Annotated in this window: 21 protein-coding genes; 5 read left to right on the top strand and 16 right to left on the bottom strand. The window is 59.4% G+C overall.

Going from position 1 to position 25207, the window contains the following annotated elements; all coding sequences use genetic code 11:
- Window positions 1–146: 146 nt before the first annotated feature.
- From dnaE to rpsB, 16 genes are all read right to left on the bottom strand, one after another.
- Window positions 147–3665, bottom strand: a complete 3519-nt coding sequence (gene dnaE / locus NVV93_RS13825) for a DNA polymerase III subunit alpha (protein ID WP_258251213.1) — start codon at window positions 3663–3665, stop codon at window positions 147–149.
- A 148-nt stretch (window positions 3666–3813) separates the two neighbouring features.
- On the bottom strand, window positions 3814–4464 hold the full coding sequence (rnhB, locus tag NVV93_RS13830; protein ID WP_258251214.1) for a ribonuclease HII: 651 nt from the start codon (window positions 4462–4464) through the stop codon (window positions 3814–3816).
- Entirely contained in the window at window positions 4464–5597 is a 1134-nt protein-coding gene (lpxB, locus tag NVV93_RS13835; protein ID WP_258251215.1) for a lipid-A-disaccharide synthase, read from the bottom strand. Before lpxB ends, rnhB begins: the two co-directional genes overlap by 1 nt.
- Before the next feature lie 4 nt (window positions 5598–5601).
- Window positions 5602–6378 carry an acyl-ACP--UDP-N-acetylglucosamine O-acyltransferase gene (gene lpxA / locus NVV93_RS13840; protein ID WP_258251216.1) on the bottom strand — a complete coding sequence of 259 codons (777 nt, stop codon included), beginning with the start codon at window positions 6376–6378 and terminating at the stop codon, window positions 5602–5604.
- Window positions 6375–6818, bottom strand: coding sequence for a 3-hydroxyacyl-ACP dehydratase FabZ (gene fabZ / locus NVV93_RS13845; RefSeq protein ID WP_258251217.1), 444 nt, complete (start codon window positions 6816–6818; stop codon window positions 6375–6377). Before fabZ ends, lpxA begins: the two co-directional genes overlap by 4 nt.
- 46 nt (window positions 6819–6864) lie before the next feature.
- Entirely contained in the window at window positions 6865–7926 is a 1062-nt protein-coding gene (gene lpxD, locus NVV93_RS13850) for a UDP-3-O-(3-hydroxymyristoyl)glucosamine N-acyltransferase (protein ID WP_375162888.1), read from the bottom strand.
- Window positions 7927–7928: 2 nt separating this feature from the next.
- A complete protein-coding gene (locus NVV93_RS13855; RefSeq protein WP_258251218.1) occupies window positions 7929–8432 on the bottom strand; it encodes an OmpH family outer membrane protein in 504 nt (167 codons plus the stop codon).
- A 45-nt stretch (window positions 8433–8477) separates the two neighbouring features.
- Window positions 8478–10895: an outer membrane protein assembly factor BamA gene (gene bamA / locus NVV93_RS13860; RefSeq protein WP_258251219.1), complete on the bottom strand. Its 2418-nt coding sequence runs from the start codon at window positions 10893–10895 to the stop codon at window positions 8478–8480.
- 71 nt (window positions 10896–10966) lie between these two features.
- Window positions 10967–12319, bottom strand: a complete 1353-nt coding sequence (gene rseP, locus NVV93_RS13865; RefSeq protein ID WP_258251220.1) for a sigma E protease regulator RseP — start codon at window positions 12317–12319, stop codon at window positions 10967–10969.
- A gap of 15 nt (window positions 12320–12334) precedes the next feature.
- Entirely contained in the window at window positions 12335–13525 is a 1191-nt protein-coding gene (gene ispC / locus NVV93_RS13870; RefSeq protein WP_258251221.1) for a 1-deoxy-D-xylulose-5-phosphate reductoisomerase, read from the bottom strand.
- The gene (locus tag NVV93_RS13875; RefSeq protein ID WP_258251222.1) at window positions 13522–14349 is read right to left on the bottom strand and encodes a phosphatidate cytidylyltransferase; all 828 of its coding nucleotides are present in this window, start codon (window positions 14347–14349) and stop codon (window positions 13522–13524) included. Before NVV93_RS13875 ends, ispC begins: the two co-directional genes overlap by 4 nt.
- Window positions 14343–15104, bottom strand: a complete 762-nt coding sequence (gene uppS, locus NVV93_RS13880; protein WP_258251223.1) for a polyprenyl diphosphate synthase — start codon at window positions 15102–15104, stop codon at window positions 14343–14345. Before uppS ends, NVV93_RS13875 begins: the two co-directional genes overlap by 7 nt.
- Window positions 15105–15118: 14 nt before the next feature.
- The gene (gene frr / locus NVV93_RS13885; protein WP_258251224.1) at window positions 15119–15676 is read right to left on the bottom strand and encodes a ribosome recycling factor; all 558 of its coding nucleotides are present in this window, start codon (window positions 15674–15676) and stop codon (window positions 15119–15121) included.
- Complete coding sequence (gene pyrH, locus NVV93_RS13890) at window positions 15673–16416, bottom strand: UMP kinase (protein WP_258251225.1); 744 nt, start codon at window positions 16414–16416, stop codon at window positions 15673–15675. The genes frr and pyrH overlap by 4 nt, the downstream gene beginning before the upstream one ends.
- Before the next feature lie 176 nt (window positions 16417–16592).
- Window positions 16593–17459, bottom strand: coding sequence for a translation elongation factor Ts (gene tsf / locus NVV93_RS13895; RefSeq protein ID WP_258251226.1), 867 nt, complete (start codon window positions 17457–17459; stop codon window positions 16593–16595).
- Between the two features lie 127 nt (window positions 17460–17586).
- The gene (rpsB, locus tag NVV93_RS13900) at window positions 17587–18330 is read right to left on the bottom strand and encodes a 30S ribosomal protein S2 (RefSeq protein WP_258251227.1); all 744 of its coding nucleotides are present in this window, start codon (window positions 18328–18330) and stop codon (window positions 17587–17589) included.
- 286 nt (window positions 18331–18616) lie between these two features.
- On the opposite strand from rpsB, the gene map reads away from it, so the two are divergent.
- From map to dapD, 5 genes are all read left to right on the top strand, one after another.
- On the top strand, window positions 18617–19411 hold the full coding sequence (map, locus tag NVV93_RS13905) for a type I methionyl aminopeptidase (RefSeq protein WP_258251228.1): 795 nt from the start codon (window positions 18617–18619) through the stop codon (window positions 19409–19411).
- Window positions 19412–19458: 47 nt separating this feature from the next.
- Window positions 19459–22161 carry a [protein-PII] uridylyltransferase gene (locus NVV93_RS13910; RefSeq protein ID WP_258251229.1) on the top strand — a complete coding sequence of 901 codons (2703 nt, stop codon included), beginning with the start codon at window positions 19459–19461 and terminating at the stop codon, window positions 22159–22161.
- 52 nt (window positions 22162–22213) lie between these two features.
- Complete coding sequence (gene dapC / locus NVV93_RS13915) at window positions 22214–23407, top strand: succinyldiaminopimelate transaminase (RefSeq protein WP_258251230.1); 1194 nt, start codon at window positions 22214–22216, stop codon at window positions 23405–23407.
- A gap of 336 nt (window positions 23408–23743) precedes the next feature.
- Window positions 23744–24052 (top strand): arsenate reductase, encoded by a 309-nt coding sequence (locus NVV93_RS13920; RefSeq protein WP_258254373.1) that lies wholly within the window; start codon window positions 23744–23746, stop codon window positions 24050–24052.
- Between the two features lie 35 nt (window positions 24053–24087).
- On the top strand, window positions 24088–25122 hold the full coding sequence (dapD, locus tag NVV93_RS13925; RefSeq protein WP_258251231.1) for a 2,3,4,5-tetrahydropyridine-2,6-dicarboxylate N-succinyltransferase: 1035 nt from the start codon (window positions 24088–24090) through the stop codon (window positions 25120–25122).
- Window positions 25123–25207: the final 85 nt, after the last annotated feature.

Here is a 25207-nt window from a genome sequence, read left to right on the forward strand (position 1 = left end):
GGCCAGGCGGCCGGGCGGCTGATTCCGTTTCGCGCCCTACCTTACGGGATAGGACGCACTCAGGTCGAGACTACATTGAGGCAGCAAACCGTTTCCGGTGCACTGCCAGAAATTCGCGGCTGATAGCAACTAAAAGCGCTGCAAACTCAGCGGTAGTGCAGGAAGACGTTGTCGCGCCCGAACTGGTCACGCAATGCCTGAATCAAAGTGTCGGCTGGATCAATCCGCCAGTCGTCGCCGAACTGCAGCAAGGCCTTGGCCTCGCTGCCGGTGTAATCCAGAGTCAGCGGACAGGCGCCACGATGACGGCGGCACAATTCGCCCAACCAGCGCAGCCGATCACCCTTTAGCGCGTCGGCTTGAATCCGCAGCCGCAGGCTTTCCGCCAGGCCGGTACGCGCTTCTTCCAGGCTCATCACCCGCTTGGCGCGCAGGCGCAGGCCACCGGAAAACTCGTCATTGCTGACCTCGCCCTCGACGACCACCAGCGAATCGGTTTGCAGCAACGCCTGAGCATTGGCGAACGCCTCGGAGAACAGCGACGCTTCGATCCGCCCCGAGCGGTCGTCGAGGGTGATGAAACCCATCTTGTCGCCCTTTTTGTTCTTCATCACCCGCAGGTTGACGATCAGCCCGGCGATGGTCTGGGTGTCACGCGCCGGCTTCAGTTCGACGATACGCTGACGAGCGAAGCGTCGTACTTCACCCTCGTACTCGTCGATCGGGTGGCCGGTCAGGTACAGGCCGAGGGTGTCTTTCTCACCCTTCAAACGCTCTTTCAGGGACAGCTCGCGAGCATTGCGATGGTTGGCGTAGACGTCCGCCTCGGGCTCGGAAAACAGCCCGCCGAACAAGTCCATATGCCCGCTGTCATGGCTGCGGGCAGTCTGCTCGGCCGCTTGCACCGCTTCTTCCATGGCCGCGAGCAGGACCGCTCGATTGCGGTCGATGTTGGCTTGATAGGCCTTCACTTCGTCATGGAAGTAAGGGCCGAGGCGATCCAGCGCGCCGCCGCGAATCAGCGCTTCGAGGGTGCGTTTGTTGATGCGTTTGAGGTCGACCCGTGCACAAAAATCGAACAGATCCTTGAACGGCCCGCCTTGCCGGCATTCGACGAGCGCTTCCACCGGGCCCTCACCGACGCCCTTGATGGCGCCGAGCCCATAGATGATGCGGCCGTCGTCATCGACGGTGAATTTGAACTCGGAACTGTTCACGTCCGGCGCGAGGATGCGCAGCTTCATGCTGCGGCACTCTTCGATCAGGGTGACGACCTTCTCTGTGTTGTGCATATCCGCAGACAACACCGCGGCCATGAACGGCGACGGGTGGTGCGCCTTCAACCAGGCGGTCTGGTAGGACACCAGACCATAAGCGGCCGAGTGCGATTTGTTGAAGCCGTAACCGGCGAACTTCTCCACTAGGTCGAAGATGTTGCCGGCGAGATCGGCATCGATGTTGTTATTCGCGCAACCTTCGATGAACCCGCCGCGCTGCTTGGCCATCTCCTCAGGCTTCTTCTTACCCATCGCCCGACGCAGCATGTCGGCGCCGCCCAGGGTGTAGCCGGCCATGACCTGGGCAATCTGCATCACCTGTTCCTGATACAGGATGATCCCGTAGGTCGGCTTGAGCACGGGCTCCAGGCCGGCGTACTGGTAGTCCGGATGCGGGTAAGAGAGCTCGGCGCGACCGTGTTTACGGTTGATGAAGTCATCCACCATGCCTGACTGCAACGGACCCGGGCGGAACAGCGCCACCAGGGCGATCATGTCTTCCAGGCAGTCCGGCTTGAGCTTCTTGATCAGCTCCTTCATGCCGCGCGATTCAAGCTGGAATACCGCCGTGGTCTCGGCCTTCTGCAGCATCGCGTAGGTGGATTTGTCATCCAGCGGAATGAAATCGATGTTCAGGTCGGGCAGGCCTTTCTTGGCCTGTTCGCGGTTGATCGTCTCCATGGCCCATTTGATGATGGTCAGGGTGCGCAGGCCGAGGAAGTCGAACTTGACCAGACCGGCCGCCTCGACATCGTCCTTGTCGAACTGGGTGACCAGGCCACCGCCTTCATCATCACAGGCAATCGGCGAGAAGTCGGTGAGTTTGGTCGGCGCGATGACCACGCCCCCCGCGTGTTTGCCGGTACCGCGGGTAATGCCTTCGAGCTTGAGGGACATTTCCCAGATTTCCGCTGCTTCCTCGTCGATCTTGAGGAAGTCACGCAACGGCTCCTCCATCTCGAAAGCTTTTTCCAGGGTCATGCCGACTTCGAAGGGAATCATCTTCGACAGACGGTCGGCCAGGCCGTAGGACTTGCCCTGCACCCGCGCCACGTCGCGCACCACCGCCTTGGCGGCCATGGTGCCGAAGGTGATGATCTGGCTCACAGCATTGCGGCCGTATTTCTCAGCCACGTAGTCGATAACCCGGTCGCGGCCATCCATGCAGAAGTCGACGTCGAAGTCGGGCATGGAAACCCGCTCGGGATTCAGGAAGCGCTCGAACAGCAGGTCATAGGCCAGCGGGTCGAGGTCGGTGATCTTCTGCACATAGGCCACCAGCGAGCCGGCACCCGAACCCCGGCCCGGGCCAACAGGTACGCCGTTGCTCTTGGCCCACTGGATAAAGTCCATCACGATCAGGAAATAACCGGGGAAGCCCATCTGGATGATGATATCCAGCTCGAAATTCAGCCGATCGACGTAGACCTGCTTCTTCGCCTCGTAGTCCGGGGTGTCCTGGGGCAGCAATACCTGCAGACGCTCCTCAAGGCCATCGAAGGAGACCTGGCGGAAGTACTCGTCGATGGTCATGCCGGCCGGCACCGGGAAATCGGGGAGGAAGTGCTTGCCCAGTTGCACTTCGATATTGCAGCGCTTGGCGATCTCGACCGTGTTGGTTAAGGCTTCTGGCAAATCGCTGAACAGCTCGGCCATTTCTGCCGGCGACTTCAGGTATTGCTGATCGGAGTAGTTGCGCAGACGGCGCGGGTCATCCAGGGCGCGGCCTTCGCCGATACACACCCGCGTCTCATGGGCCTCGAAGTCGCCCTGCTTGAGGAAGCGCACATCGTTGGTGGCCACCAGCGCCGCACCGGCGCGCTCGGCCAGGGCTACAGCGGCGTGCAGATATTCTTCGTCGTTGACCCGGCTGGTGCGCTGCACTTCCAGATAGAAACGATCCGGGAACACGCCTTGCCATTCGTCGAGCAACCGTGCGGCGACGTCATGATCGCCATTCAGCAGCGCCTGACCGATCTCCCCTTCCTTGGCACCGGACAGGGCGATCAGGCCGTCGGCGGCCTCTTTCACCCAGGCTCGTTCGATGATCACCAATTCATTGCGCTGACCATCGCTCCAGCCACGGGAGATCAGCTCGGTGAGGTTGCGATATCCCCGTGCGTTCATCGCCAGCAGGGTTAGGCGGCTCAGCGGGCCGTCTTCATCATCACTGGCCAGCCAGATATCGGCGCCGCAAATCGGCTTGACCGCGCCGCCCATTGCCGCCTTGTAGAACTTCACCAGCGAACACATGTTGCTCTGATCGGTCACCGCCACCGCCGGCATCCCCGCCCCAGCCACAGCCTTGATCAGCGGCTTGACCCGCACCAGGCCATCGACCAGGGAGTATTCGGTATGCACACGCAAATGGATGAAGGCGACAGTCATGACAATCCTATGCAAAACGCGAAAACGACAAGGCCCGGATTGTACCGGGCCTGGTCCGAAACGACAGCCTGGCACTTAGCCTGCGCCTTACCGATTGCCGCTTCCTGGCCAATGGATAGAACGCCGCCCGCCGCACTGACGAATCGGATTAATCGCCCAACTCCCCAACGACAGCCAGATCCTCGGCGCCAGTTTTTGGGAAGTCGCCTTCGAGCAAGCGACGCACCGGGGCAAACGAGCGCCGATGAATGGGGCTGGGGCCCAAGCGCAGCAGGGCTTCGAGATGCATCGGCGTGGGATAGCCTTTGTGCTTAGCGAGGCCGTAACCGGGATAGCAAATGTCCATGGCATGCATTTCGCGGTCGCGGCTGACTTTGGCGAGAATCGAGGCGGCGGCAATTGCCGGAACCTGAGCGTCACCTTGGATCACCGCTGCACTGGGCACCTTGAGTTTGGGACAACGGTTGCCATCGATCAGCGCCAAGCGTGGCAGAACGCTCAAGCCTTCAACTGCGCGCTGCATGGCCAGCATGGTGGCGTGGAGGATGTTCAGGCGATCGATTTCCTCGACCTCGGCGCGAGCGATGCACCAGGCCAGAGCCTTCTCCTGAATCTCATCGAAGAGACTCTCGCGGCGCGTCTGGGTGAGCTTTTTCGAGTCGTTCAGGCCCTTGATGGGCCGGCGCGGATCGAGAATGACCGCAGCTGTCACCACCGCGCCGCACAACGGACCGCGACCGACCTCATCGACGCCGGCGACTAACTCTTCAACCAAGGAGAAATCCAGGCCCAGTTGCATCAACGCGTCTCGATCAACGCCAGCACCGCCGTGGCGGCCGTATTCGAGGCATCTTGGCGCAATGTGCGATGAATCGCATCGAAGCCTTCGGTCTGCGCATGCCCGCCATCGAGCAACGGCGACAATTTCTGCGCCAATGCGTCGGCGGTGGCTTCGTCCTGGATCAGCTCAGGCACCAGCAGGCGCTGGGCGAGCAGGTTAGGCAGGGAAATGTACGGACTCTTCACCAACCGCTTGAGAATCCGGTAGGTCAACGAGGCTACGCGGTAGGCGACGACCATTGGCCGCTTGTACAGGAGGGCCTCCAGAGTCGCCGTGCCAGAGGCGATCAGAACCGCGTCGCAGGCCGCCAGCGCATCGTGCGAGCGACCATTGAGCAGACTCAGCGGCAAATTGCGCCCCGCCAATAAGGCTTCCAGCTGCTGACGGCGCTCGGCATTCGCGCACGGCAGAAGGAAATGAACGCCAGGACGCATAGCTCGCAGCCGTTCGGCCGCATCGAGGAACAGGCCGCCCAGACGGGCCACTTCGCCACCTCGGCTGCCAGGCATCAGTGCGACCACCTGACCGTCCTTCGGTAGGCCCAGTGCTGCGCGAGCGGCTTGCCGATCCGCCTCGAGGGGGATTGCATCCGCCAGCGGATGACCGACAAAGCACACCGGCACATTCTTTTCGACGTAGAACTGTGCCTCGAATGGAAACAGCGTGAGCATCAGGTCGCAGGCATCGCGGATTTTCAGGACCCGCTTCTGCCGCCAAGCCCACACCGACGGGCTGACGTAATGCACAGTCTTGATGCCCGCCTGGCGGAGCTTCAGTTCTAGATCGAGATTGAAATCTGGTGCGTCGATGCCGATGAATACATCCGGCTTGGCATCAATCAGGGTTCGAATCAGGCGTTTGCGGCGAGCCAGCAACTCCGGCAGACGACCCAACACTTCCACCAAGCCCATTACCGACAGGCGCTCCATGGGGAAATAGGAGGTCAGACCTTCAGCCTGCATCAGCGGACCGCCAACCCCAATGAACTCGACTGCGGGATGTTGGCTTTTGAGCGCCCGCATCAGCCCGGCACCGAGAATGTCGCCGGAAGCCTCGCCCGCTACCAGCGCTACGCGCAATATCTGGGACATGGGATCAGCGCGTAATGCCGCGCGAAGAAGCCTGAATGGAGTCGACGAATACGCCAACCTCAGGGTATTGCGCTGCGGACTCAGCGAGCTCGGCGAGCGCCTTATCCACGGTCAGACCTTGCCGATACACCACTTTGTAGGCTCGACGGAGAGCCTGAATCGCATCGTCACTGAAACCCCGCCGGCGCATGCCTTCGAAGTTCATGCTGCGTGCCTCAGCCGGATTGCCGAACACCGTGACATACGCGGGCACATCCTTGCCGATGGCGGTGCCCATGCCGGAAAAGCTGTGTGCACCGATGCGGCAAAACTGATGTACCAATGTGTAGCCGGACAGAATGGCCCAGTCGTCGACGTGCACGTGGCCGGCCAGAGCGGTGTTGTTGACCAAAATGCAGTGGTTGCCGATCACACTGTCATGCCCGATATGGGCATAAGCCATGATCAAGTTGTGATCGCCGAGAGTGGTTTCCGCGCGGTCCTGGATGGTCCCGCGATGAATGGTCACGCCTTCACGAATCACATTGTGATCACCGATCACCAGGCGCGTGGCTTCGCCCTTGTATTTCAGATCAGGTGTGTCTTCCCCAACAGAGGAAAACTGATAGATACGATTGTGCTTGCCTATCTTGGTCGGGCCTTTGATCACCACATGCGGGCCGACCACTGTACCCTCGCCTACTTCCACATCAGCGCCGATGATCGACCAAGGGCCGATTTCGACACCATCCGCCAGCTTCGCCGTCGGATCGATGATTGCGCGAGGGTCAATCAAACTCATAGTTTGCGTTCCGCACAGGTAATTTCGGCTGAGCACACCTCTTTCCCGTCAACGCTTGCGCGGCACTCGAACTTCCAGATGCTGCGCTTGCTACTGAGAAACTTGGCCTCGAGGATCAGCTGATCGCCCGGCGTCACCGGCTGGCGGAAACGCAGTTTGTCGGAGCCGACAAAATAATAAAGGGTGCCATCGGCCGGTTTCACGTCGAGCATCTTGAAACCAAGGATACCGGCGGCCTGTGCCATCGCCTCGATGATCAGCACGCCCGGCATAATCGGGTGCTCAGGGAAATGACCGTTGAAGAAAGGCTCGTTGATGCTGACATTCTTGTAAGCGCGAATGCTTTTGAGTTCAGCGATATCCAGCTCAACCACACGATCCACTAGCAGGAACGGGTAGCGATGCGGCAGGTATTCGCGAATTTCGTTAATGTCCATCATGTTCGGGGGAGCCTGTAATAAAGATAGGAGACGCGTTCAGTACGCATCAGGCATCAGATGAAGCATCCCCGGCCGGGGTCACGGCTGCTAGGCGCTTTTCCATTTGCTGCAGACGGCGCGCCATATCGTCCAGCTGGCGGATCCGCGCCACGCTTTTCTTCCACTCGGCAGCCGGCTGCATGGCGGTTCCCGAGGAGTAGGCCCCCGGCTCGGTGATCGAGCGAGTGACCATGGTCATACCGGTGATGAATACACCGTCGCAAATATCGATATGGCCTACCAATCCCACGCCACCGGCAAGCATGCAGTGCTTACCAATCTTGGTGCTGCCGGAGATCCCGACGCAAGCGGCCATCGCCGTATGGTCGCCAACCTGCACGTTGTGGGCGATCATGATCTGGTTATCCAACTTCACGCCATTACCAATCAGGGTATCGGCCAATGCGCCGCGGTCGATGGTGGTGTTGGAACCGACCTCCACGTCATCACCGAGGGTCACACCGCCAATTTGGGCAATTTTCTGCCAAATGCCTTTCTCGTTGGCGAAGCCGAATCCTTCACCGCCGATCACCGCACCCGACTGAATCACCACGCGCTTACCGATTTTCACATCGTGAAAAAGCGTGACACGCGGTGCCAACCAGCCGCCTTCGCCGATAATCGTGCGCGCGCCAATAAAGCAATGCGCACCGATCGTAGTGCCGCTCGCAATCTGCGCTCCGCTTTCAATCACGGCATACGCACCTACGCTGGCAGCTGGATCGACGACGGCATCGGCAGCGATGACGGCGGTCGGATGCACCTGACCAGCAGTGGCCTGCGGCTTGCGATCGAACAGATGGGAAAGTTGTGCGTAGGCTAGATAGGGATTGGCAACCAGCAACGCATCACCGGCATAGGCGTCGGCATCCGTAGGCGCCAGCAGCACCGCACCCGCCTTGGTAACAGCCAGATATTTGCGATATTGCGGATTGGCCAGGAAGCTCAGCTGATGCGGCTCAGCCTCCTGCAGCGTAGCCAGCCCGCCGATCACTTTCTCTGGATCACCACGCAGTGTGGCGTCGAGACGCTCAGCCAGCTGGCCAAGAGTAAAAGTCGGGATGGTCATGATCAACGCAGCTGATTCATGCGCTCGATGACTTGCCGAGTGATGTCGTACTGAGGCTTGACATCAACCACCGCGCCACGCTCGAGGACCATATCGAAGCCGCCTTTCTTAATGACTTCTTCAACGGCCTTGTCGAGGTTTGGCTTGAGTTTTTTCAGCATTTCACGGTCGGCGACCGCCTTGGCTTCGTTTAGCTCTTTGGATTGAAACTGGAAGTCACGGGCTTTTTGCTTGAACTCAAGTTCCATGCGCTCACGATCAGCCTGGGAAAGTTTCTCGCCTTCTTTGACCAGGCGATCTTGAATGCGCTTGGCATCGCTTTCCAGGGTCTTCAGCTTGTTCAATTGAGGGCCGAATTTCTTTTCGGCATCAACGGCGTAACGCTTCGCCGCATCAGACTCCAACAGAGCCATTTGATAATTCAATACGGCGATTTTCATCTCAGCGAAAGCCGGAGTCGCTACAAGAGCGGCGGCCAACAAAACCAGTTGAGTCAACTTACGCACAATGCACCCCTGCAAATATTGTTGTCGTTATCAGTAAACGATTGATTAGAAAGTCTGGCCAAGAGAGAACTGGAATACCTGGGTATCCGCCTCGTCCGGCTTCTTGACCGGCATGGCCAAACTGAAACTCAGCGGACCCAGCGCGGTAATCCAAGTCAAACCCACACCCACAGAGCTGGCCAGGTTGTTAAAGTCGACATCGCAGCTCGAGTCGTTGGCCTTGTTGTTCTTTTGCTCCGTGGTGCAGTTGGTGTCGAACACATTACCGACGTCCCAGAACAACACTGTACGCAGTTGACGCTGGTCCTTCACGAATGGCATCGGGAACAGGTACTCCACGCCACCCTGGATCATCACGTTACCACCGAACGGCAACGGGTCCTGATCCGGATCGGTAAACCGACCATCGGCGCCCGGACCGTCCACGACCACAACATTATTGGTCGCAGGATCAACCACCGTCACCTTGCTCGGGGTGCCGCGCGGGCCGAGGCTGCTGTCCTCGAAGCCGCGCACCGAGTTGAAGCCACCTGCGTAGTAATGCTCGTAGAACGGTAGCTCGGAGGTCGAGCCGTAGCTGTCGCCATAACCAAGCTCGGTATGAAAACGCAGCGCCGTTTGCTGAGTTAGCGGCTTGAAGATCTGGCCACGATAATCCAGCTTGTAGAACGACAGATCGCTACCCGGCAAGGTCGTTTCGAGCACCAGACTCTGCGAGTGACCGCGCGTTGCCATCACGCCTTTGTTCAGCGTCGACTCAGACCAGCCGATCGAGCCTTTGAAGTTTAGGTAGTTGTCGCCTTCCTGATCGATGAAATCCATGATTTCGTCGACGGTGTAGACGCCGGTATTAATGTCGTCCTGCTGAACGGTCAGGCCATAGGTCAGGCGCGAGGTTTCGCTGATCGGATAACCGATACTCATACCCAAACCATAACTGTCAACCGCATAGCTGGATACATCGACATCCAGGTCGTCGTAATCGGTAGCGCGGTAGAAGGCGTTGTAACCCAGGCTTACACCGTCGACTGTCCAATAGGGGTCAACGTAGCCGAAGTTATAGCGGCTCTGGTATTCGCTACGTGTCAAGCCGATGCTGACTTTGTTACCCGTGCCGAGGAAGTTGTTCTGGCTAATGGAGCCGCCGAGGATCAGACCGGCGTTCTGGGCAAAACCCACGCTGGCAGTAATGGAACCGGACGGCTGCTCTTCAACGCTGTAATTGACATCGACCTGGTCATCGGTACCGGCGACCTGCGGAGTTTCAACGTTGACTTCTTTGAAGTAACCCAAACGTTCGAGGCGCGTCTTCGATTGGTCGATCAAATAGGTAGAAGCCCAGCCGCCTTCCATTTGGCGCATCTCGCGACGCAGCACTTCATCTTCGGTCTTGGTGTTACCGCGGAAGTTGATGCGATTGACGTAAGCGCGCTTGCCCGGATCAACGACAAAGGTGATCGAAACAGTATGATCGTCATCATGCGCCTCGGGGACGCCGTTGACGTTGGCAAAGGTATAGCCCTCGTTACCCAGGCGGCGGGTGATGAGCTCAGAAGTAGTGGTCATCACTTTGCGCGAGAAGACCTGACCTTGCTTAACCAGCAGCAGGGATTTGACTTCCTCCTCAGGCACTTTCAGGTCACCAGAAAGCTTAACCTCGCGAACGCTGTATTTTTGTCCTTCATCCACGTTGACGGTGATGTAGACATGTTTCTTGTCGGGAGTAATGGATACCTGCGTCGAGGAAATATCCATGTTGATATAACCACGATCAAGGTAGTAGGAGCGCAGGCGCTCCAAGTCGCCGGAAAGTTTCTCACGGGCATACTTGTCGTCATTTTTAAAGAAAGACAGCCAGTTACTGGTCTTCAACTCGAACAGATCAATCAGATCCTGCTCCGCGAAAACGGTGTTACCCACCACGTTGATGTGCTGGATAGCGGCGACCGTACCTTCATTGATATTGATCTTCAGCGCCACGCGGTTACGCGGCTGGGGAATCACTTCCGTTTCAATACCGGCAGAATAGCGACCTTGGGCAACATACTGGCGCTGCAGCTCGTTGCGCACGCCTTCCAAAGTAGCGCGTTGGAAGATCTCGCCTTCTGACAAACCCGATTGATTCAGACCCTTGAGCAGGTCTTCGGTAGTGATCGCCTTGTTGCCCTCAATCTCGATACTCGAAATGGATGGGCGTTCGATCACGGTAATGACCAGTACATTACCTTCACGGCCGAGCTGGATATCTTGGAAGAAGCCCGTCTTGAACAGCGCACGCGTTGCTTCGACCAGCTCGCGGTCATCGGCATTATCACCAACGTTAAGCGGCAAGGCGCCGAATACGCTGCCGGCGGATACCCGCTGCAGGCCATTGACGCGAATATCGGAAATGGTGAAGGACTCGGCGTGAACTTCGGCGATCATCAATGTGGCTAGCACCACAGGCAGCAGCAGACGTTTCATGAAGTCCTTTCTTATTCCAACTGGCGATAAAAAAATCTGCCGCAAAGCGACAGATTTGTTATTCAGAAGTTTTACAGTCGACTCAGATCATTGACAAAGGCGAGCAACATCACCCCCAAGACCAAACTAATGCCGATCTGCATCCCCCAACCCTGTACGCGCTCGGACAATGGGCGCCCACGCACCCATTCGATCATATAGAAGAGCAAATGCCCCCCATCTAAGACGGGGATCGGCAATAGATTCAGAACCCCCAAGCTAATGCTCAGATAGGCTAGGAAATTAAGAAAGTCCCCCAAGCCGGACTGGGCTGAAGCGCCCGCCACTTTAGCAATGGTTATCGGCCCGCTCAAGTTTTTTACCGAGAGCTCGCCAAAGAGCATTTTCTTAAGTGAATCAAGGGTCAAGACGCTCATGGTCCAAGTGCGCCGGAAACCCTCGCCAAGCGCATCGAGCGGGCCGAAGCTGACCTCGCGAAGCATTTCCGGCGGCCAATCAACCCCTTGCACTCCGGCCCCCAGGTAGCCGCTACGTGCCTCACCCTTGCCGCGCGCGGCCAAAGTCAGACGAATGTCTTGCTGCTGACCGGCGCGCTCAACGCGCAGTGAAATGGCGTCACCCGGGCGACCACGAACGTTGTCGACCAGCTGCTGCCAATCGCGTAGCGCAACGCCGTCAAGACTCAAAAGATGGTCGCCGATTTGCAGGCCAGCGGCCTGCGCCGGACCTTCGGGATCCAACTGCGCCAGAACCGGCGGAACCTGTGGCCGCCAGGGGCGAATCCCCAGGGACGAGATCGGATCGGGCTCATCGACACCCTTTAGCCAATCGCTCAGCAGCACCTGATGCGCGCTATCGACAGTGGAGCCCGCTTCACGCACTGAGACATCGAGCGTGCCGCTTTCACCAAGACGACGAACCATCTGTAAGTTGACTGCGGCCCAGCCAGGTGTCGACTCACCGTTGACTGCCACGATTTCCTGGCCTGCCATGAGGCCCGCGCGCTCAGCGAGACTGCCAGCCTCGATGGCACCGATGACTGGACGCACTTGTTGGCTGCCCAGCATCGCCAGCAGCCAAAAGAACACCAACGCCAGTAAAAAGTTGGCAATCGGGCCAGCGGAAACAATCGCGATCCGCTGGAGGACGGTTTTGCGGTTGAACGTCTGATCGAGCAACTCAGCTGGGACTTCGGCTTCGCGCTCGTCCAACATTTTCACGTAGCCGCCCAGCGGAATGGCCGCAACCACAAACTCGGTACCGCGCCGATCATGCCAACGGAGCAACGGCGTGCCAAACCCCACTGAAAAGCGCAGCACTTTGACGCCGCAACGACGGGCGACCCAAAAGTGTCCGAACTCGTGAAAAGTCACCAACACTCCGAGCGCAACGAGGAGGCCCAGCACCATGTAAAGCGTGTTCATTTTTGCCCTCCTACGCTAGCGTCCACGACGCTCAAGCCATAGCCCAGCGGATATCCGCGCATCCTGATCTGCCGCCAGCACGACATCGAGATCCGATGCCTGACCGGGTGCTTCGAGACTCAATACATCGTCGATAATACTCGCGATCTCGGTAAAGCGGATGCGCCGCTCAAGGAACGCCGCCACCGCTACTTCGTTGGCAGCATTGAGCATGCTTGGTCGAGTTCCGCCTGCTTCTGCGGCCTGGCGCGCCAGGCGCAGGCAGGGAAAACGTTCCTCATCCGGCGGACTGAAATCCAATCGACCAATAGCGAAGAGATCGAGCGGCGCAACGCCTGAATCGATACGCTCAGGCCAGGCCAGGGCGTGACTGATCGGTGTACGCATATCCGGATTACCCAACTGGGCGAGCACGGAACCATCCACATAATCGACCAGGGAATGAATAACGCTTTGCGGATGAATCACGATTTCAATCTGTGCCGGCCGCGCATCAAACAGCCAGCATGCTTCGATCAGTTCCAGCCCCTTGTTCATCATGCTGGCCGAGTCGACTGAAATCTTCCGCCCCATCGACCAGTTCGGATGCGCGCACGCTTGTTCCGGCGACACATCGGCCAACGCCGCCAAGGGAGTCTGCCGAAACGGCCCGCCGGACGCGGTCAGGAGAATGCGACGCACCCCGCCATGGGCTAAACCGCGGGCGTAGTCCACCGGCAGGCATTGGAAAATTGCGTTGTGCTCGCTATCGATCGGCAACAGTACGGCGTTGCTTTTGCGCACCGCCTGCATGAACAAGGCGCCGGACATCACCAAGGCCTCCTTGTTTGCCAGCAATACTTTCTTGCCCGCCTCTACCGCTGCCAAGGTCGGCTTCAGCCCGGCAGCACCGACGATCGCCGCCATTACCGTGTCGACTTCGGGATCCGCCGCCACCGCACACAGCCCCGCCTCGCCGACGAGCACTTGAGTACTGAGATCGGCGCCGGCCAGCTGCCGCAGAAGCTCGCGAGCCGCTGCCGCATCCGGCACCACCGCATACCGTGGCTCATGCCGGATACACAAGGTCGCCAGTTCCGTCAGACGGGAAAACCCGGTAAGCGCGAAAACCTGGTAACGCTGGGGGTGACGAGCGATAACGTCTAACGTGCTGAGTCCAATCGAACCTGTGGCGCCCAGCACGGTAACTTGCTGGATAACGCTCACAGCGCGCCCCAGCCTGCAGCCCAAAGCAGCATCGCAAAAACTGGAATGGCCGCTGTCAGGCTGTCGATTCGATCGAGCACACCGCCATGTCCCGGCAGCAGATGACTACTGTCTTTCACCCCAGCCTGGCGCTTGAACATACTTTCGGTCAGATCACCAACCACTGAAATCAGCACGACCGCCGCCGCGCCAAGCAAACCGAAGATGAAATCCTGCGCGGCCCAGTCGCGATAACAACCGACCGCCACCACGATCAACAAGCTCACCAGCAAGCCGCCAATCAAGCCTTCCCAACTTTTCCCAGGACTGACCTGCGGAGCGAGTTTGCGGCGCCCAAATGCTTTGCCGGAAAAATAGGCACCGATATCGGCCGCCCACACCAGCACCATCACGGCGACGATCAGCCAGTTAGCCAGCGGCCACTCCTTGAACAGCACCAAGCCCTGCCAGGCCGGCAACAGAATCAACAGGCCAATAACGACCTTGCTCGGCATGCTTGCCCAATAACGGCTGCTCGCCGGATAACCCAACACCAATAGAATGGCCGCCAGCCACCACAGCAAGGCCGCCAGTAACACCAGCCCCGCCAGCCACGGCATTTGCCCGCGAGCCAGATACAGCAGCAAGATCGAAGCGGCGACCAACCCGGCGTAGGCGATACGCGCCAGCTGACTAGTGAAACCAGCCAAGCGCGCCCACTCCCAGGCACCGAGCGTCACCACCGCGCCGATGAACAGCGCAAAGCTCGCCCCGTCCAGCAGGAAAAAACCGCCCAAAGCGATGGGCAACAGAATCAAGGCGGTGATGATGCGCTGCTTCAACATTTAGCCCGTGCCTCGGCTTCCACCTGCTCACTGGTCTTGCCGAAGCGGCGTTGGCGGGTAGCGTAATTGGCCAGCGCCTTGCGCATGGCCTCGTGTTTGAAGTCCGGCCAGAGCAGGTCGGAGAAATACAGCTCGGAATAGGCCAGCTGCCACAACAGGAAATTGCTGATGCGGTGCTCGCCCCCGGTGCGGATGCAAAGATCGGGCAGCGGCAGGCCAGCCGTTGAAAGTAGGCCCTGCAATGCCTGCGCGGTCACGTCTTCCGGCTGCAGCCGTCCTGCCTGGACCTCTAACGCAAGCTGTTGAGCAGCCTGAACGATGTCCCACTGGCCGCCATAATTGGCGGCAATTTGCAGGATGAAACGGGCTTCGCCCGCTGTAGAGGCCTCGGCCTCAGCCATAGCGGCCTGCAACTCCGCATGAAAGCGCGAACGATCACCGATAATCCGCAGACTTATGCCGTTCGCCTTGAGCCGCTTGACCTCTCGCCGCAAGGCTCGGAGAAAAAGCTCCATCAAGGCGCTGACTTCTTCTGCGGGGCGCTGCCAGTTTTCACTGGAGAAGGCGAACAAGGTCAGCACCTCGACACCTTCTTCGGCACACACCTCGATGACCGCCCGCACCGCATCGACGCCTGCCTTATGCCCGGCGACTCCCGGCAAGAGGCGTTTTTTCGCCCAGCGATTGTTGCCATCCATGATGATGGCTACATGCTGCGGCATGCTCTTAGCGGCCTTTTTGTCCGTCTTGTTCATGGGCAGAAGGCTCGTCAAACAGCCATCAGATCCGTTTCTTTGTTTTCCAGAGCCTTGTCGACTTCGGCAACGAACTTATCAGTGATCTTCTGCACGTCGTCTGCACCACGACGCTCGTCGTCTTCGCTGATTTCCTTTTCCTTAACCAGGTCTTTCAGCTGCGCCAAAGCGTCACGGCGAATATTGCGCAACGCCACACGGGCGCTTTCCGCCTCTTGGCGCGCCTGCTTGGTGAAACCTTTACGGGTTTCCTCAGTCAGCGCCGGCATCGGCACACGAATAGTGGTGCCCGCTGTGGCTGGATTCAGGCCCAGATCGGAGGTCATGATCGCCTTCTCAACTGCCTGGATCATGCTGCGGTCAAACACGGTAAGCGCCAGGGTTCGAGAATCCTCGGCGACCACGTTAGCAACCTGCCGTAGCGGTGTATCGGTGCCGTAGTACGACACCATGACGCTGTCGAGAATACTTGGATGAGCTCGGCCCGTACGAATCTTGGCGAACGCATGATCCAGCGATTCGACCGATTTCTTCATGCGCTCCTGCGCGTCTTGCTTGATCTCGTTGATCATTGCTCACCCTCCTCGATCAAAGTTCCTTCAGCGCCGCCGACTACAACATTCAGCAGGGCGCCCGGTTTATTCATATTAAAAACCCGCAACGGCATGGAGTGATCGCGACACAGGCAGATGGCCGTCAGATCCATCACACCCAGCTTGCGATCCAGCACTTCGTCATAGGTCAAGCGGTCGAACTTCTCCGCATGCGGATCCTTGAACGGATCAGCGGTATAGACACCATCGACCTTGGTCGCCTTGAGGACCATGTCGGCGTCAATCTCGATAGCGCGCAAGCACGCAGCGGAATCGGTAGTAAAGAAGGGATTACCCGTGCCTGCAGCGAAAATCACCACTTCACCGGTCTTCAGGTGGCGCATGGCCTTGCGGCGATCGTAATGGTCGGTAACGCCGACCATCGAGATAGCGGACATGACGATGGCTGGAATATTCGAACGCTCCAGGGCGTCGCGCATGGCCAGGGCGTTCATTACCGTAGCCAGCATGCCCATATGGTCGCCAGTAACCCGATCCATGCCCGCAGCGCTCAGCGCGGCGCCACGGAACAGGTTGCCGCCACCGATCACCAGGCCGACCTGCACGCCGATGCCAACCAATTGGCCGACTTCCAAGGCCATACGATCCAGCACTTTGGGATCGATACCGAATTCTTCCGAGCCCATCAAGGCTTCGCCGCTTAGTTTGAGCAGAATGCGTTTATAGCGAGGTTGACGACCACTCACCTGCTGAGCCATTGCGTATCTCTCCTGCGGCGTTGTTCTGGGAAACCCGGGGGGCTTCGTATTGTCACCGGGCGACCAGAGCGCCGCCAGGTAATTTGATGCAGCGCGGCGGTATTTAGCTCCCGCGCTTTGCAAAAGAGGCTGCACGCGTTAGCGGGCAGCCTCTTTGATGCGACAGTAAAACCGTCTTATTGCTTGCTGGCAGCAGCCACTTGAGCAGCAACTTCGTCAGCAAAGTTGTCAACCGGCTTCTCGATGCCTTCACCAACCGCGAAGCGGGTAAAGGAAACGATTTCTGCACCGCCTTTCTTGGCCAGAGCACCTACGGTGATTTCCGGATCCTTGACGAACGCTTGCTCAACCAGACTGGCCTCGGCCAGGAACTTGGTGATACGGCCAGCAATCATCTTCTCGACGATTTCAGCAGGCTTGCCCTTCATCTTGTCTTCGTTCAGGGACATGAACACGTTTTTCTCGCGCTCGATGGCCTCTGGAGAGACTTGGCTCGGCACCAGGAACTCTGGGTTGCTGGCAGCCACGTGCATCGCGATGTCTTTGGCCAGCTCGACAGTACCGCCCTTCAGGGCTACAACCACGCCAATCTTATTGCCGTGCAGGTAGGAACCCAGTACATCGCCTTCAACACGAGCCAAGCGACGAATGTTGACGTTCTCGCCGGTCTTGCCGACCAGAACCAGACGATCCGCTTCACGCGCTTCGATCAGCGGCTCAACGGTGGTCAGCTTGTCAGCGAAAGCCTTGTCGACGCTAGCTGCGACGAAGGCTTTGAAGTCGTCCTGCAGAGCCAGGAAGTCAGTCTGCGAGTTAACTTCGAGCAGAACAGCAGATTTGCCGTCGTCCTTGATTGCGATGGCGCCTTCGGCAGCGATGTTGCCAGCCTTCTTGGCGGCCTTGATGGCCCCCGAGGCACGCATATCATCAATGGCTTTTTCGATGTCGCCGCCAGCCTTGGTCAAGGCCTTCTTGCAATCCATCATGCCTTCGCCAGTGCGCTCGCGCAGTTCTTTAACCAGGGCTGCAGTAATCTCTGCCATCTTGAAATCCTCTTGGATAGGTCTTCAACCAGTCCACCCGGCGAACCAGGCGTTCAATTCTTAAGGAGGCAAAAAGGGGGCCTAGCCCCCTTTTTGCGTACCGAGTGACGCGCTAGAAGGCGTCGACTCAGCCTTCAGCTGCTTCAGCGGACGGAGCTTCTTCGACGAACTCGTCGGTGCCGCCGCCGGCGTTGCCGCGACCACGTACAACGGCGTCAGCCATGGCACCCATGTACAACTGGATGGCGCGAATGGCGTCGTCGTTACCCGGGATGATGTAGTCAACGCCTTCCGGGCTGCTGTTGGTATCGACGATACCGATAACCGGGATACCCAGTTTGTTGGCTTCGGTGATAGCAATGCGCTCGTGGTCAACGTCGATCACGAACAGCGCGTCCGGAAGACCGCCCATGTCCTTGATACCACCCAGGCTGCGATCCAGTTTTTCCAGATCGCGAGTACGCATCAGGGCTTCTTTCTTGGTCAGCTTGGTGAAAGTGCCGTCCTGAGACTGAACTTCCAAATCACGCAGACGCTTGATGGAAGCGCGGATGGTTTTGTAGTTGGTGAGCATGCCGCCCAACCAGCGGTGATCGACGAACGGCGAGTTGCAACGAGCAGCTTCTTCGCGAACGATCTTGCCAGCGGAACGCTTGGTGCCAACGAACAGAATTTTGTTCTTGCCGGCAGCCAGCTTCTCAACGAAGGACAGCGCTTCGTTGAACATCGGCAGGGTTTTTTCGAGGTTGATGATATGGATCTTGTTGCGCGCGCCGAAAATGTACTTGCCCATTTTCGGGTTCCAGTAACGGGTCTGGTGACCGAAGTGCACACCGGCCTTCAGCATATCGCGCATATTGACTTGGGACATGATTGTTCCTTAAGTAAGTCGGGTTAGGCCTCCACGCATCCCGATGACCAACCCATGGCTCTAGCCAAGGGCACCCAGGTCAACGTGTCGATACGTGTGCGGGTTAGGCTTCCAGGACGTGCAGCCCAGAAAGCGGCGCATTTTATATCACACTAAGCCGGATGCAGGAAGCCGAGCTTGGCTTTGCCGTAACACCAGGTCACCGCCTGCAGCTTCCAATCGGAATGCGGTAGAATCGCGACTTCCCGTTTTCAGCCTTGCGCCCAGACGCACCGAGAGAGTCAGCATGACCGTCACCATCAAGACGCCCGAGGAAATTGAGAAAATGCGCATCGCCGGCCGTCTGGCCGCCGAAGTGCTGGAAATGATCGGTGAGCACGTCAGACCTGGCGTCACGACCGACGAACTGGACCGCATCTGCCACGACTATATCGTCAACGTCCAGCAAGCCATCCCAGCACCACTCAATTACAAAGGCTTTCCCAAGTCGATCTGCACCTCGATCAATCATGTGGTTTGCCATGGCATTCCTAATGACAAGCCACTGAAAGATGGCGATGTACTGAACATCGACGTCACCGTGATCAAGAATGGCTATCACGGCGACACCAGTAAGATGTACATGGTTGGCAAAGTGCCTGAGTGGGCCGAGCGCCTGGCCAAAGTCACCCAGGAATGCATGTACAAGGGTATCGAACTGGTCCGTCCCGGCACGCGCCTGGGCGACATCGGCGAAGTGATCCAGAAGCACGCCGAGAAGAACGGTTTCTCGGTGGTTCGCGAATATTGTGGTCATGGCATCGGCGCGGTGTTCCATGAAGAGCCGCAAGTGCTGCACTACGGCCGCGCCGGCACCGGCATGGAACTCAAGGAAGGCATGACCTTCACCATCGAGCCGATGATCAACCAGGGCCGTGCGGAAACCCGCCTGCTGGGTGACGGCTGGACCGCCATCACCAAGGACCGCAAACTTTCCGCACAATGGGAACATACCGTACTGGTCACCGCTGACGGCTACGAGATCTTCACTTTGCGCAGCGATGACAGCATCGCCCGCACCTCGGCCAACCAGGCCGTCTAGGTCTCGATCGCCAACCCGAACAGATAGTCATCGTTAAGGAAGGCCGTATGCCGCAGGTGGATCCCGAGTTGTTCGATCGCGGGCAGTTCCAGGCCGAGTTGGCGTTGAAATCCAGCCCCATCGCCGCCTTCAAGAAAGCCATCCGCGGCGCCCATGAAGTGCTCGATGCGCGCTTCCACCACGGTCGCGACATTCGCCGCCTGGTGGAAGATCGCGCTTGGTTCACCGACCAGATACTGCGCGAGGCCTGGGCACGCCTCGACTGGTGCGAGGACGCCGATATCGCCTTGCTGGCAGTCGGCGGCTATGGCCGTGGCGAGCTGCACCCTTATTCGGACATCGACCTGCTGATCCTGCTCGACAGCGCCGATCACGAAACCTTCCGCGAGCCGATCGAACGCTTCCTTACCCTGCTCTGGGACATCGGCCTGGAAGTTGGCCAAAGCGTGCGTTCGGTGAACGAATGCGTCCAAGAGGCGCGCGCCGACCTGACGGTGATCACCAACCTGATGGAAAGCCGCACCATTGCTGGGCCCGAGCATCTGCGCCAGCGCATGATCGAGGTCACCAGTACCGAGCAGATGTGGCCGAGCAAGCACTTCTATCTGGCCAAGCGCAAAGAACAACGCACGCGTCACGCCAAATACAACGACACCGAATACAACCTCGAGCCCAACGTCAAAGGCTCGCCGGGCGGCTTGCGCGATATCCAGACCATTCTCTGGGTCGCCCGCCGCCACTTCGGCACGCTCAATCTGCATGCGATGGTCGGCCAGGGCTTCCTGCTGGAAAGCGAATACGCCCTGCTCGCCTCCTCCCAGGAGTTTCTCTGGAAGGTGCGCTACGCCTTGCACATGCTCGCCGGTCGCGCGGAAGACCGCCTGCTGTTCGATTACCAGCGCAGTATCGCCGGCCTGCTCGGCTTTGAAGACAACGATGCCAAGTTGGCCATTGAGCGCTTCATGCAGAAGTATTACCGCACGGTGATGAGCATCGCCGAGCTGAGCGAACTGATCGTCCTGCACTTCGAGGAAGCCATTCTCGGCGCCGGCGACGCCAGTCAGGTCCGACCACTGAATAGCCGTTTTCAGATTCGCGACGACTATATAGAGGTGGTCCACCCGCAGGTCTTCAAGCGCACCCCATTCGCGATCATGGAGATCTTCGTGTTGATGGCCCAGAACCCCGAGATCAAAGGGGTTCGTGCCGATACCATTCGCCTGTTGCGCGATCATCGGCATTTGATCGACGACGAGTTCCGCGGCGACATCCGCAACACCAGCCTGTTCATCGAGCTGTTCAAGTCCGAACAAGGCATCCACCGCAATCTGCGCCGGATGAACCGCTACGGCATCCTCGGCCGCTACCTGCCGGAGTTCGGCTATATCGTCGGGCAGATGCAGCATGACCTGTTCCATATCTATACGGTCGATGCGCACACGCTCAACTTGATCAAGCATCTGCGCAAGCTCAAGTGGCCGGAGCTGGCGGAGAAGTTTCCGCTGGCCAGCAAGGTCATGGACAAGCTGCCCAAGCCCGAGCTGATCTATCTCGCCGGCCTCTACCATGACATCGGTAAAGGCCGGGGTGGCGACCACTCCGAACTGGGCGCCGTGGATGCCGAGACCTTCTGCCGACGCCATCAACTGCCCGCCTGGGACAGCCGATTGATCGTCTGGCTGGTGCAGAACCACCTGGTGATGTCGACCACCGCACAGCGCAAAGACCTGTCCGACCCGCAGGTGATCCACGATTTCGCCCAACTGGTCGGCGATCAAGCGCACCTCGACTACCTCTACGTGCTGACCGTCGCCGACATCAACGCCACCAACCCGAGCCTGTGGAACTCCTGGCGTGCCAGCCTGTTGCGCCAGCTCTTCACCGAGACCAAGCGCGCTCTGCGCCGTGGCCTGGAGAATCCGCTGGATCGTGAAGAGCAGATTCGCCAGACCCAAAGCGCCGCCCTGGACATCCTGGTGCGCGCCGGCACCGACCCGGATGACGCCGAACAGCTCTGGACTCAGTTGGGCGATGACTATTTCCTGCGGCATACCGCCGCCGACGTGGCCTGGCACACCGACGCCATCCTGCAGCATGGCAAGCGCAGCGAACCACTGGTGCTGATCAAGGAAACCACCCAACGCGAATTCGAGGGCGGCACGCAGATCTTCATCTATGCACCGGATCAGCACGACTTCTTCGCCGTGACCGTGGCCGCCATGGACCAGCTCAACCTGAACATCCACGACGCCCGGGTCATCACCTCCAGCAGCCAGTTCACCCTCGACACCTACATAGTGTTGGACGCCGATGGCGGCTCGATTGGCGACAATCCGGCGCGTATCAAGGAAATTCGCCAGGGATTGGTCGCAGCACTGGAAAACCCCGACAACTATCCGGCGATCATCCAGCGCCGGGTGCCGCGGCAGCTCAAGCATTTCACCTTCGCCCCGCAAGTGACCATCTCCAACGATGCGCAGCGCCCGGTGACCATGCTGGAAATCATCGCCCCGGACCGCCCCGGCCTGCTGGCACGGATCGGCAAGATTTTCCTGGATTTCGATCTGTCGCTGCAGAACGCCAAGATCGCCACCCTGGGTGAGCGCATCGAGGACGTGTTCTTCGTCACCGACGCCCGCAACCAGCCGCTGTCCGATCCAGAGCTGTGCGCCCGCCTGCAACAGGCGATCGTCGAACAACTGTCGCCGACCCGCGATACCGCCAGCGAAATCAGCCGCATCAGTATTTGAGCCTCACAGACCGCGCCCTCCGGGGCGTGGCCGGATTACGCAAGAGATAATCATGAACCCAGCACTCGCCCACCTGCAGCCCTACCCCTTCGAGAAACTGCGCGCCCTGCTCGGCGGCGTTCAACCGCCTCAAGGCAAGTCAGCCATCGCCCTGTCCATCGGCGAACCGAAGCACCGCTCGCCGAGCTTCGTTGGCGAAACCTTGAGCGCCAACCTCGAACAGCTCGCCGTGTACCCGACGACGCTCGGCCTGCCGGCGCTGCGCGAAGCCATCGCCCACTGGTGCGAGCGTCGCTTCAATGTACCGGCCGGTTGGCTGGATGCGGCGCGCCATGTGCTGCCGGTCAATGGCACCCGCGAGGCATTGTTCGCCTTCACCCAGACCGTGGTGGACCGCGAGCGCCAGGGTCTGGTGGTCAGCCCCAACCCCTTCTACCAAATCTACGAAGGCGCGGCCTTGCTCGCCGGCGCCGAGCCGCATTACCTGCCATGCCTGGCCGAAAACGGCTTCAATCCGGACTTCGACGCGGTGAGCGCCGAAACCTGGCAGCGCACGCAGATCCTCTTCCTCTGTTCGCCAGGCAACCCCACCGGCGCGCTGATCCCGCTGGAAACCTTGAAGAAGCTGATCACCCTGGCCGACCAGTATGATTTCGTGATCGCTGCCGACGAGTGCTACAGCGAGCTGTATTTCGACGAGCAGAACCCGCCGGCCGGCCTGCTGAGCGCCTGCGCCGCTCTGGGCTGTAGCGACTTCAAGCGCTGCGTGGTGTTTCACAGCCTGTCTAAGCGCTCCAACCTGCCCGGCCTGCGCTCCGGCTTCGTGGCCGGTGATGCCGAGATTCTCAAAGCCTTCCTGCTGTATCGCACCTATCACGGTTGCGCGATGCCCGTGCAGACCCAGTTGGCCAGCGTCGCGGCCTGGAATGATGAGGTTCACGTGCGCGCCAACCGCACCCTGTATCGCGAAAAGTTCGACGCCGTGCTGGATATCCTCGCGCCGGTGATGGACGTGCAACGCCCGGACGGCGGCTTCTATCTCTGGGCGAAAACGCCGATGGACGACGCCACCTTCACCCGCGAGCTGTTCGCCAGCGAGCACGTCACCGTAGTGCCCGGCTCCTACCTGTCCCGCGAGGTCAACGGCTTCAACCCCGGCGCCGGTCGTGTGCGCATGGCCCTGGTCGCGCCACTGGCCGAGTGCGTGGAAGCGGCCCAACGCATTCGTCAGTTCATCAGCGGCTGATTCAGACTCGCCCCAGTCGAGCATTTGACCGACTGGGGCGACTTGGTAGTTTTGCATTACCAGCCTGCCGGCCCACGCGCAGCTCTCTATTTCGCAACGCGCGGTAACACAACGCACCAGTGGCCGGCTTCGATCAAAGCGTGGATTCACCTGCCCGCCTGACACCAACTCGCCGACAATCCGCCCCAACACCGTCAACCACCGCTGCAATCGGTCGGCATGGCATAATTGCCGGCCCCAAGTCACCCAAACAGCCCCCATCGCTTGCGGAGAGCCTGCAGAGTGAGCAAACCCAGCCAAGCCTTGTGCCTATACGGCATCAAGGCCTGCGACACGATGAAAAAAGCCCGCACCTGGCTCGACGAGCACGGCGCCGCTTATGCTTTTCACGATTACAAAGCGGCCGGGATCGACCGAGCCAACCTGCAGAAGTGGTGCGCCGAGCATGGCTGGCAAATCGTGCTGAACCGCGCTGGCACTACCTTCCGCAAGCTCGACGAGGCGCAGAAGACCGATCTGAATGAAGCCCGCGCCATCGAACTGATGCTCGCTCAGCCCTCGATGATCAAGCGTCCGGTGCTCGATCTGGGCGACAAGACCTTGATCGGCTTCAAGCCCGAACTTTATTCCGCCGCGCTCACCTGAGCCCGCTCGCCCACATTCGTAACAAGGAAACCGCTATGACCTCCTCCCTCTTCAGCATCGGCTTCGGTGTCGGCACCCAGAATCGCCAGGGCAACTGGCTGGAAGTCTTCTACGCACAGCCGCTGCTCAACCCGGCCGCCGAACTGGTCGCTGCAGTCGCCACCAAGCTCAACTACCAGGGCGGCAACCAGGCCATCGCCATCAGCAAAAACCAGGCCGCCGAATTGGCCGACGCGCTGAAAGGCGTCGATGCCACCCAGGCCGCGCTGCTCACCCGTCTGGCCGAGAGCCAGCGCCCGCTGGTCGTCACCCTGCTGGCCGAAGACGCCGCGTTGACCTCCACACCCGAGGCCTATCTCAAGCTGCACCTGCTCTCCCATCGCTTGGTCAAGCCGCACGGACAGAACCTCACCGGCATCTTCCCGCTGCTGCCGAACATCGCCTGGACCAGCCAAGGCGCCATCGACCTCGGTGAACTGGCCGAGCGCCAACTGGAAGCGCGCCTGAAAGGCGAGCTGCTGGAAGTCTTCTCGGTGGACAAGTTCCCGAAAATGACCGACTACGTAGTCCCGAGCGGCGTACGCCTGGCTGACAGCGCTCGCGTGCGCCTGGGCGCCTACATCGGCGAAGGCACCACGGTGATGCATGAAGGTTTCGTCAACTTCAACGCCGGCACCGAAGGCCCAGGCATGATCGAAGGCCGCGTCTCCGCTGGCGTGTTCGTCGGCAAGGGTTCCGACCTGGGCGGCGGCTGCTCGACCATGGGTACCCTGTCCGGTGGCGGCAACATCGTCATCAGCGTGGGCGAAGGCTGCCTGATCGGCGCCAATGCCGGTATCGGCATCCCACTCGGCGATCGCAACATCGTCGAAGCAGGCCTGTACATCACCGCCGGTACCAAGGTTGCGTTGCTCGACGAGCAGAACAACCTGGTCAAGGTGGTCAAGGCTCGCGACGTGGCTGGTCAGACGGATCTGCTGTTCCGTCGCAACTCGCAAAACGGCGCGGTCGAGTGCAAGACCAACAAAACCGCGATCGAGCTCAACGAAGCGCTGCACGCGCACAATTGATCCTATAGTCGTAGGGTGGTCGCGCCGCACAGCGGCAGTCCGCCACGGCGTACTGCCCGAGCGGGCGAGTACGCCCTACGCTGGG

It is taken from the genome of Pseudomonas sp. LS44, assembly GCF_024730785.1.
In the GTDB taxonomy this organism is placed as follows: domain Bacteria; phylum Pseudomonadota; class Gammaproteobacteria; order Pseudomonadales; family Pseudomonadaceae; genus Aquipseudomonas.

Excerpts from the sequence above, each read along its gene's own strand:
- dnaE (WP_258251213.1), bottom strand. The coding sequence starts at position 3,665 with ATGACTGTCGCCTTCATCCATTTGCGTGTGCATACCGAATACTCCCTG.
- rnhB (WP_258251214.1), bottom strand. The coding sequence starts at position 4,464 with ATGCAACTGGGCCTGGATTTCTCCTTGGTTGAAGAGTTAGTCGCCGGC.
- lpxB (WP_258251215.1), bottom strand. The coding sequence starts at position 5,597 with ATGTCCCAGATATTGCGCGTAGCGCTGGTAGCGGGCGAGGCTTCCGGC.
- lpxA (WP_258251216.1), bottom strand. The coding sequence starts at position 6,378 with ATGAGTTTGATTGACCCTCGCGCAATCATCGATCCGACGGCGAAGCTG.
- fabZ (WP_258251217.1), bottom strand. The coding sequence starts at position 6,818 with ATGATGGACATTAACGAAATTCGCGAATACCTGCCGCATCGCTACCCG.
- lpxD (WP_375162888.1), bottom strand. The coding sequence starts at position 7,926 with ATGACCATCCCGACTTTTACTCTTGGCCAGCTGGCTGAGCGTCTCGAC.
- bamA (WP_258251219.1), bottom strand. The coding sequence starts at position 10,895 with ATGAAACGTCTGCTGCTGCCTGTGGTGCTAGCCACATTGATGATCGCC.
- rseP (WP_258251220.1), bottom strand. The coding sequence starts at position 12,319 with ATGAACACGCTTTACATGGTGCTGGGCCTCCTCGTTGCGCTCGGAGTG.
- NVV93_RS13875 (WP_258251222.1), bottom strand. The coding sequence starts at position 14,349 with ATGTTGAAGCAGCGCATCATCACCGCCTTGATTCTGTTGCCCATCGCT.
- uppS (WP_258251223.1), bottom strand. The coding sequence starts at position 15,104 with ATGAACAAGACGGACAAAAAGGCCGCTAAGAGCATGCCGCAGCATGTA.
- frr (WP_258251224.1), bottom strand. The coding sequence starts at position 15,676 with ATGATCAACGAGATCAAGCAAGACGCGCAGGAGCGCATGAAGAAATCG.
- pyrH (WP_258251225.1), bottom strand. The coding sequence starts at position 16,416 with ATGGCTCAGCAGGTGAGTGGTCGTCAACCTCGCTATAAACGCATTCTG.
- tsf (WP_258251226.1), bottom strand. The coding sequence starts at position 17,459 with ATGGCAGAGATTACTGCAGCCCTGGTTAAAGAACTGCGCGAGCGCACT.
- rpsB (WP_258251227.1), bottom strand. The coding sequence starts at position 18,330 with ATGTCCCAAGTCAATATGCGCGATATGCTGAAGGCCGGTGTGCACTTC.
- map (WP_258251228.1), top strand. The coding sequence starts at position 18,617 with ATGACCGTCACCATCAAGACGCCCGAGGAAATTGAGAAAATGCGCATC.
- NVV93_RS13910 (WP_258251229.1), top strand. The coding sequence starts at position 19,459 with ATGCCGCAGGTGGATCCCGAGTTGTTCGATCGCGGGCAGTTCCAGGCC.
- dapC (WP_258251230.1), top strand. The coding sequence starts at position 22,214 with ATGAACCCAGCACTCGCCCACCTGCAGCCCTACCCCTTCGAGAAACTG.
- NVV93_RS13920 (WP_258254373.1), top strand. The coding sequence starts at position 23,744 with ATGAAAAAAGCCCGCACCTGGCTCGACGAGCACGGCGCCGCTTATGCT.
- dapD (WP_258251231.1), top strand. The coding sequence starts at position 24,088 with ATGACCTCCTCCCTCTTCAGCATCGGCTTCGGTGTCGGCACCCAGAAT.